8 protein-coding genes and 1 rRNA gene are annotated in these 8,829 nt (G+C 71.0%); all 9 read left to right on the top strand.

Annotated features, from left to right (window positions below; genetic code table 11):
- Positions 1-590 (top strand): bifunctional ornithine acetyltransferase/N-acetylglutamate synthase (locus FREUN1FDRAFT_RS36465; RefSeq protein ID WP_006545431.1); only part of this gene is annotated, 590 nt, incomplete at its 5' end.
- Entirely contained in the window at positions 587-1,543 is a 957-nt protein-coding gene (argB, locus tag FREUN1FDRAFT_RS36460) for an acetylglutamate kinase (protein WP_006545430.1), read from the top strand. The genes FREUN1FDRAFT_RS36465 and argB, both read left to right, overlap by 4 nt.
- Complete coding sequence (locus FREUN1FDRAFT_RS36455) at positions 1,540-2,769, top strand: acetylornithine transaminase (protein WP_006545429.1); 1,230 nt, start codon at positions 1,540-1,542, stop codon at positions 2,767-2,769. Before argB ends, FREUN1FDRAFT_RS36455 begins: the two co-directional genes overlap by 4 nt.
- Positions 2,766-3,719, top strand: a complete 954-nt coding sequence (gene argF / locus FREUN1FDRAFT_RS36450) for an ornithine carbamoyltransferase (RefSeq protein WP_006545428.1) — start codon at positions 2,766-2,768, stop codon at positions 3,717-3,719. The genes FREUN1FDRAFT_RS36455 and argF overlap by 4 nt, the downstream gene beginning before the upstream one ends.
- Positions 3,716-4,297: an arginine repressor gene (gene argR, locus FREUN1FDRAFT_RS36445; RefSeq protein ID WP_006545427.1), complete on the top strand. Its 582-nt coding sequence runs from the start codon at positions 3,716-3,718 to the stop codon at positions 4,295-4,297. The genes argF and argR overlap by 4 nt, the downstream gene beginning before the upstream one ends.
- A gap of 109 nt (positions 4,298-4,406) precedes the next feature.
- A complete protein-coding gene (locus FREUN1FDRAFT_RS36440) occupies positions 4,407-5,609 on the top strand; it encodes an argininosuccinate synthase (RefSeq protein WP_006545426.1) in 1,203 nt (400 codons plus the stop codon).
- Between the two features lie 95 nt (positions 5,610-5,704).
- Positions 5,705-7,144, top strand: coding sequence for an argininosuccinate lyase (gene argH, locus FREUN1FDRAFT_RS36435; protein WP_232295585.1), 1,440 nt, complete (start codon positions 5,705-5,707; stop codon positions 7,142-7,144).
- Entirely contained in the window at positions 7,129-7,839 is a 711-nt protein-coding gene (locus FREUN1FDRAFT_RS36430) for a DNA-3-methyladenine glycosylase (protein ID WP_006545424.1), read from the top strand. Before argH ends, FREUN1FDRAFT_RS36430 begins: the two co-directional genes overlap by 16 nt.
- A 698-nt stretch (positions 7,840-8,537) precedes the next feature.
- Positions 8,538-8,829: ribosomal RNA gene (locus FREUN1FDRAFT_RS36425) — 16S ribosomal RNA — on the top strand; the annotation flags it as partial.

The following is an 8,829-nucleotide window of genomic DNA, read 5'->3' as shown; positions in this document are numbered from 1 at the left end:
CCGTCGCCGACGCCGCGACTCTTGACCGTGTCGTGCGGGAGGCCTGCCGCACGACCTTCGAGCGGGTCGACTCCGACGGATGCCTGTCGACCAACGACACCGTGCTGCTGCTCGCGTCGGGTGCGTCGGGGCGGGCGCTGCCCGAGGCCGAGCTGACCGAGCTGGTCACCGCCGTCTGCGAGGACCTGGCGGGCCAGATGCTCGGCGATGCCGAAGGATCCACGAAGACGATCTCCATCACGGTCACCGGGGCGGCCTCCGAGGCGGATGCGCTCGAGGTCGGCCGGGCGATCGCGCGGAACAACCTGCTCAAGTGCGCGCTCTACGGCAAGGACCCGAACTGGGGCCGGGTGCTCGCGGCGATCGGCACCACCGCCGCGGCGTTCGAGCCCGACCAGCTCGACGTGGCCATGAACGGTGTCCAGGTGTGCCGGGCCGGCGCTCCGGGTGAGTCCCGGGACCTGGTCGACCTCTCCGGGCGGGAGATCAGCATCGTCGCGGACCTGCACGCGGGCGCCGCCGAGGTCGTCGTGCGGACGAACGACCTCACCGACGGGTACGTCTACGAGAACTCGGCGTACTCGACATGAGCGACAGTCCGCCGACGCGCGGCCCGGCCGCGCGGGCACGTGGGCATTCCGCGCTCACGAAGACGAAGGTCCTCATCGAGGCCCTGCCGTGGCTGTCCCGGTTCCACGGGGCGACGATGGTGATCAAGTACGGCGGGAACGCGATGACCCGGCCCGAGCTGCGGGAGGCGTTCGCGGCGGACATCGTCTTCCTGCGCTACGCGGGCATCCGGGTGGTGGTCGTGCACGGCGGAGGCCCGCAGATCACCGCGCACCTGGAGCGGCTCGGGGTGGCCTCGGAGTTCGTCGGCGGCCTGCGGGTGACCACGCCCGAGACGATGGAGGTCGTCCGGATGGTCCTCGTCGGCCAGGTCAACCGGGATGTCGTCGGCCTGGTCAACGACCACGGCCCGTTCGCGGTCGGCCTCTCGGGCGAGGACGCGAACCTGTTCACCGCCCGTCGCCGCCCGGCGATGGTCGACGGCCAGGCCGTGGACGTCGGGCTGGTCGGTGACGTGGTCGAGGTCCAGCCCGAGACCGTCAACGCACTGCTGGACTCGGGCAAGGTCCCGGTCGTGGCCTCGGTGGCCCGCGGGCTCGACGGCGGGGTGTACAACGTCAACGCGGACACGGCAGCCGCGGTGCTGGCCCTGGCACTGGGAGCGACGAAGCTCGTGGTGCTGACCGACGTCGAAGGTCTCTACGCGGACTGGCCGGCCAGCGACGAGGTGATCAGTGAACTGACGGTAGGCGAGCTGGAACGGCTCCTGCCCTCCCTGTCGTCCGGAATGATCCCGAAGATGGAAGCCTGCGTGCGGGCCGTCTCCGGCGGGGTTCCCCAGGCCCACGTGCTCGACGGGCGGGTTCCCCACGCCGTGCTGCTGGAGGTCTTCACCGACGAGGGGATCGGCACCCTGATCCGGCCCGACGACGGGGCCGGCCCCGGCACGGAAATCACCGAAGGAGAATCGTGAACGCCGACCTGCTCGACCGGCGGGACGCCGTCGTCATGGCCACCTACGGCCGGCCGTCGATCGCGTTGACCCGTGGCGCCGGTGCCCACGTGTGGGACGCCGACGGCCGCGAGTACGTGGATCTGATCGCGGGTGTGGCGGTGAGCGTCCTCGGGCACTGCCATCCGGCGGTGCGGGCCGCGGTGGTCGCGCAGCTCGACACGCTCGGCCACACTTCGAACCTGTATGTGAACACGCCCCAGGTCCTGCTGGCGGAGCGGCTGATGGAGCTGCTGGGCGTGGACGGGCGGGCGTTCTTCTGCAACTCGGGCGCCGAGGCGAACGAGACCGCCATCAAGATCAGCCGCCGGACCGGCCGGTCGGAGATCATCGCGGCCGAGGGCGCCTTCCACGGGCGGACCATGGGAGCGCTGTCCATCACCGGCCAGCCCGGGAAGCGGGCGCCCTTCGAACCGCTGCTGCCCGGTGTGCGCTTCGTCCCCTACGGCGACGCGCAGGCGCTGGCCGAGGCGGTCAGCGAGCGCACGGCCGCGGTCTTCCTGGAACCGACGCTGGGTGAGGGTGGCGTGGTGGCGCCGCCGCCCGGCTACCTCGCGGCGGCCCGCGCGGCCTGCGACGAGCACGGCGCGCTGCTGGTGCTCGACGAGGTCCAGAGCGGCATCGGGCGCACCGGCGCCTGGTTCGCCCACCAGACCGCGGGAGTCGTCCCCGACGTGATCACCCTCGCGAAGGGGCTGGGCGGCGGGCTGCCCATCGGGGTCTGCATCGGCATCGGCGCCGCCGGGCTCCTGCTGCAGCCGGGGGACCACGGCAGCACCTTCGGCGGTGGCCCCCTCGTCTGCTCGGCCGCCCTCGCGGTCCTGGACACGATCGTGGCCGACGGCCTGCTCGACCACGCGACCGCGCTGGGTGAGTCGTTGCGCGCGGGGGTTCTCGCCGCCGGCGCCGCCGGCGTCACCGGAGTACGCGGCGTCGGGCTGTGGCGGGCGATCGAGCTCGACGGGCCCTATGCCGCCGAGCTGGAGACCGCCGCGCGTGAGGCCGGCTTCCTGGTGAACGCGGTCGCCGCGGACGTCGTCCGGCTCGCGCCACCACTGGTGATCACCCAGCCCGACGTGGACGCGTTCGTATCGGCGCTGCCCGGAATCACCGCCGGCGTCCTGGCTGGCCGTGGCCGGGCCGAGGCCGGGAAGAACCCGGGCGAAAGCTCTAAGGTCAGCCCATGACGGCCCGACACTTCCTGCTCGACACGGACCTGACCTCGTCCGAGCAGGCCGCACTGCTAGATCTCGCCGACCGACTCAAGGCCACCCGCCGCGAGCGTGGCGCGGCCCCCCGTCCGCTCGAGGGCCGATCGGTCGCGCTGATCTTCGAGAAGCCGTCGACCCGGACCCGCCTGTCGTTCGACGTGGCGGTCGCCGAGCTGGGCGGCCACCCGATCGTGATCGACTCCGCCACCACCCAGCTGGGCAGGGGGGAGACGATCGAGGACACAGCCGCCGTCCTCAGCCGCTATGTGGACGCGATCGTCATCCGGACGTTCGCGCAGGAAAGGGTCGAGCGGATGGCCGCGGCGGCAACCGTGCCCGTCATCAACGCGCTCTCCGACCACGCCCATCCCTGCCAGGCGCTCGCCGACCTGCAGACCATCCGTGAGCTGCGCGGCCGCCTCGCGGGCCTGACCCTGACCTACCTGGGCGACGGCAACAACGTCGCGCACTCGCTGATGCTCGCCGGGGCCATGGCCGGGATGCGGGTTCATGTGGCGTCTCCTCCCGGCTACGAGCCGTTCGACCAGGTCGTCCGGCAGGCGAACGAGATCGGCGCGGTCACCGGGGGCGAGGCGTTGGTGATGCACGACGCGCTGGAAGCCGCGACCGACGCGGACGTGCTTTACACCGACGTCTGGGCGTCGATGGGTCAGGACGACGAGTCGGACACCCGAGCGCTCGTCTTCCAGCCCTACCGCCTGGACGAGAAGGTCGTCGAGGTCGCGCGCCCGGACGCGATCGTCATGCACTGCCTGCCCGCGCACCGCGACGTGGAGATCTCCGCCGCGGTGCTGGACGGCCCGCGGTCGGTGGTGTTCGACCAGGCGGAGAACCGGCTGCACGCCCAGAAGGCACTGCTGTCGCTCCTGCTCGACGACGCGTCGTCGGAGGCCGCCCTCCGATGACGATTCGCGCGGCGGCCCCCCTGACGAAACACGCCCGGCAGGCGCGTCTGGCCGGGCTGATCGCGGCCAGGTCGGTACGGTCACAGGCGGAGCTGGCGCGTCTGCTTCTCGCGGAGGGCGTGCAGGTCACCCAGGCCACCCTGTCCCGCGATCTGGAGGACATCGGCGCGACGAAGGCCCGTGGGCCTGACGGCGTCCTCATCTACCGGGTGGACGTCAACCAGGCCCCGGCCGAGGCCGTGCGCATTCCGCTCACCAGGCTCTGCGAGGAGCTGCTGGTCTCGGCGGAGGCCAACGGTGATCTCGTCGTGCTGCGGACTCCGCCGGGCGCCGCGCAACTGTTCGCCTCCGCCCTCGACCGGGCAGCCCTGCCGGAGGTGATGGGAACCATCGCCGGCGACGACACGATTCTCGTGGTCTGTCGGGCGATGCAGGGGCGCAACGGCTCGTCGGCCGGCCCGGAGTTCGCCGGCCGGCTGCTGTCCCTGGCCGACGGCCGGGCCAGGCCAGGCGCACCAACGCCCCGGGACGGTGTCGGCGAGCCGCCGGGCCCGGATGACGACACGGGCCTCGGATGACGACACGGGCTGAGCCAACCCGTGCCACGACGACAACCGTGTCGACGAAACCTGAGCCAGAACCTCAGCCAGAACCAGAGAACCTGAGCCAGAACTAAGGAGATACCCAGTGACCGAACGCGTCGTGCTTGCCTACTCGGGCGGCCTCGACACGTCCGTGGCCATCGGCTGGATCGGCGCCGAGACCGGCGCCGAGGTCATCGCCCTGGCCGTCGACGTCGGCCAGGGCGGTGAGGACCTGGAGGCGATCCGCCAGCGTGCCCTCACCTGCGGCGCCGTCGAATCGATCGTCGTCGACGCCCGCGAGGAGTTCGCGGCGGACTTCGTCGCCCCGGCGATCCGGGCGAACGCGCTCTACATGGACCGCTACCCACTCATCTCCTCGCTGTCGCGGCCGATCATCGTCAGGCACCTCGTCGAGGCCGCCCGCCAGCACGGCGCGGACGCGATCGCGCACGGCTGCACGGGCAAGGGCAACGACCAGGTCCGTTTCGAGGTCGGCGTGATGGCGCTGGCTCCCGGCCTGCGGGTGCTGGCCCCGGTCCGTGACTCCGGGATGACGAGGGACAAGGCGATCGCCTTCGCGGAGGAGCGCGGCCTGCCGATCGACGTCTCGAAGAAGTCGCCGTACTCGATCGACCAGAACCTGTTCGGCCGCACGGCCGAGTGCGGCATCCTCGAGGACCCGTGGGCGCAGCCGCCGGAGGACGTCTTCGTCTACACCGCCGACCCGACCGTCCCGCGCCCGGCCGACGAGGTCACGATCTCGTTCACCGACGGTGTGCCGACCGCGCTCGACGGCCGCGCCCTGTCGCTGGTCGAGCTGGTCGCCGAGCTCAACACCCGGGCCGGGGCTCAGGGTGTCGGCCGGATCGACATGATCGAGGACCGGCTCGTCGGTATCAAGAGCCGCGAGATCTACGAATGCCCGGGTGCGATCACCCTGCTGACGGCGCACCGGGACCTCGAGGACCTCACCCTCGAGCGCGACATCGCGCGGTTCAAGCGCGGTGTCGACCAGCGTTGGGGCGAGATCGTCTACGACGGGCTGTGGTACTCGCCGCTCAAGGCCGCGCTGGACGCCTTCGTGGACTCGTCCAGCGCCGGCGTCTCCGGCGATGTGCGCATCCGGCTGTCTGGCGGTGTGGCCCAGGTCGTCGGGCGTCGCAGCCCGGGGAGCCTCTACGACCACGCCCTCGCGACCTACGATGCCGGCGACCAGTTCGACCAGAGCGACGCTCGCGGGTTCATCGAGCTGTGGGGCCTGCCCACCAAGGTCTGGGCGGCCCGCGAGCAGCGGCTGCACCCATGATGTCGGTCGGTCCGGTGGCGACGGGGGAGTACCCGTCGGTCGACGAGGAGCGAGTGACGATGGATCCCGAACGGACGCATGACGACGCGGGCCCGATGAACGACGCTGCCTCGGTGCCCGGTGCGGACGGATCCGCGCCGCTGCGGCTGTGGGGCGGGCGGTTCGCCGGCGGGCCGGCCGAGGCGCTGGCCCGGCTGTCGGTCAGCGTGCAGTTCGACTGGCGGCTGGCGCCCTACGACCTGCTCGCCTCCCGGTCCCACGCCCGGGTGCTGCACCGGGCGGGGCTGCTCGACGCCGGCGAGCTGGCGGCCATGCTGAAGGCACTCGACGACCTGTCGGATGCCGTCACCCAGGGTCGGTTCCGTCCCACCGTCGAGGACGAGGACGTCCACACGGCGCTGGAGCGGGGGCTGCTGGAAAACCTCGGCGCCCTCGGCGGCAAGCTGCGCGCCGGGCGCAGCCGCAACGACCAGGTCGCCACCGATCTGCGCCTCTACCTCCGCGATCACGCTCGGCAGGTCGCGGGCCGGCTCACCGAGCTGTCGAGTGCGCTCGTCACCCTCGCCGAACAGCATGTCGACACCCCGGCGCCGGGGATGACCCACCTGCAGCACGCGCAGCCGATCTCGTTCGGCCACCAGCTGCTCGCGCACGTCCAGGCGTTCGTCCGGGACGTCGACCGGCTGCGTGACTGGGACCGCCGGGCCTCGGTGAGCGCGCTGGGAGCAGGCGCCCTCGCCGGCTCCTCCCTGCCGCTCGACCCGGCGGGGGTGGCCGCGGAGCTCGGGTTCGACCGGGCCTTCGCGAACTCGCTGGACGCGGTGTCGGATCGGGACTTCGCGGCGGAGTTCCTCTTCGCCGCGGCCCTCACGGGCGTGCATCTGTCCCGCCTCGGCGAGGAGATCGTCCTGTGGACGACCCGCGAGTTCGGCTGGGTCGAGCTGGATGACGCCTTCGCGACCGGCAGCTCGATCATGCCGCAGAAGAAGAACCCGGACATTGCCGAGCTCGCGCGGGGCAAGTCCGGCCGGCTCATCGGTGCGCTGACCGCTCTCCTGACGACCCTCAAGGGCCTGCCGCTCGCGTACGACCGCGATCTGCAGGAGGACAAGGAGCCGGTCTTCGACGCGGTCGACACCCTTCTGGTCGTGCTGCCCGCGATGACCGGCATGGTCGCGACGATGCGGGTACGCCGGGAGCGGCTCGAACGGGCCGCGCCCGACGGCTTCGCGCTCGCGACCGACGTCGCCGAGTACCTGGTTCGCAACGGCGTCGTCTTCCGGGAGGCGCATGAGGCGGTCGGCCAGCTGGTCGCCTGGTGCGTGGCCCACGACGCCGAGCTCGACGACGTCTCCGCGGAGGACCTGGCGGCGATCAACCCGCTGCTCACCGCGGACGTCCGCTCGGTTCTGTCGGTGCGCGGGGCGCTGGAGGCACGCTCGGCGCCCGGCGGCACGGCCCCGGATCGGGTGCGGGACCAGATCCGCGACCTGGCTCCGGTGCTGGACCGTGACCGGGCATGGGCGGGGAACTGAGCGGACTCGTCCTCGACCGAGACTTCTACGACCGGCCCGTGCTGGTCGTCGCCCGGGATCTGCTCGGGACGACGATCCGGCACGGGCCGGTCGCGTTGCGGGTGACCGAGGTCGAGGCCTACGGAGGGACGGATGATCCCGCCTCCCACGCTCGGCGCGGTCCGACTCCACGCAGCGCGGTGATGTTCGGGCCACCGGGATACGCCTACGTCTACTTCGTGTACGGCATGCACTGGTGTTTCAACGTCGTGTGCGGCCCGGAGGGAACGGCGGCGGCGGTTCTCGTCCGGGCCGGGAGCGTCTGCGCGGCCGGTGCGATTCCGCGGGCGCTCGGCGGCGTCACGCCGGGTTCGGAGCGGTTCGACCCGGAGGTGGGCCCGGCGGCCGCGGACCGGGGCCGTGGTGACGGGGGGCCTGGTTCCGGGAGGGGCGCCGGCGGCCTCGCGGCCCGGCGGGTGGCCTCCGGCCCCGGGCGCTTCGCACGGGTGCTGGGTGTCGACGGCACGTGCACCGGGACGGACCTGACGGGCGGTGGACCCGTGACCGTGCACCGGGGTTGGCCGGTCGCGGACGAGGAGGTGGGCCGTGGACCGCGCATCGGGATCAGGGCCGGAGCTGACCTGCCGAACCGGTTCTGGCTCCTGGGCGAGCCATCGGTGAGCCGAGTGCCACCGGCGAGTCGGGTGCACCGGTGAGCTGCGCGCGGTGCGCGGAAGCCCGGAATGCCTGACTCTGCGGATGCCCAGGTGCGGATGCCCAGGTGCGGATGCCAGGGCACCGGTGCCGTGCAGCAGCGCGGTGCCGGCGCAGGAGCTTCGCGGCCCACGCCGACGGGGGTGCCCGAGCGGTGCCGGACGGCCTGGGAGCAGGCCCGAGGGCCGATCACCTGTTCGAGCGCAGAACGCTAAGCCTCCCATACCAGACGGCATCGTCAAGCTCCGATTGGGTACCTGTGACATACGTCACACATCCTGAGACCCGATTGATTTGACGGCGCCCGACATCCCCCCGTAATGTTCTCTCTGTCAGCGAGACACGGCAGACACCGAACAGGGTGGCTCCACTCGGGACGCGGGATCGGACCGCAAGGTCGGGTCTTCGGGCGGGATCGCAGCCTTCGGGGCATTTGCGACGCACCTGACCGAAAAGAACTTTGAAAAGCAAATCGCCTGGGTATGTACGCTTCGCGGCGTGATCCCAGCAGCATCTGCTCCTTGAGAACTCAACAGCGTACCGAATAGTCAGTGCCATTTAGTTTTAAACCCCCGTCCATGGCCAGGGCTGATGTTCTGGTTGTGGTGGGAAATTCCTTTGGCAATGACAGACGATCTTACGAGGATCTGTCTTGCCAGGATCGGTTGGGCTTGGCGGCCCGGCCATCTCTTTCAAAGCATTGATGGAGAGTTTGATCCTGGCTCAGGACGAACGCTGGCGGCGTGCTTAACACATGCAAGTCGAGCGAGGAGCTTGCTCCTAGCGGCGAACGGGTGAGTAACACGTGGGCAACCTGCCCCAAGCTCTGGAATAACTCCGGGAAACCGGGGCTAATGCCGGATATGACATCGCTGGGCATCTGGTGGTGTGGAAAGATTTATTGGCTTGGGATGGGCCCGCGGCCTATCAGCTTGTTGGTGGGGTGATGGCCTACCAAGGCGACGACGGGTAGCCGGCCTGAGAGGGCGATC

Source organism: Parafrankia sp. EUN1f (genome assembly GCF_000177675.1).
In the GTDB taxonomy this organism is placed as follows: Bacteria; Actinomycetota; Actinomycetes; order Frankiales; family Frankiaceae; genus Parafrankia.
This window is presented reverse-complemented; position numbering and strand designations above follow the sequence as displayed.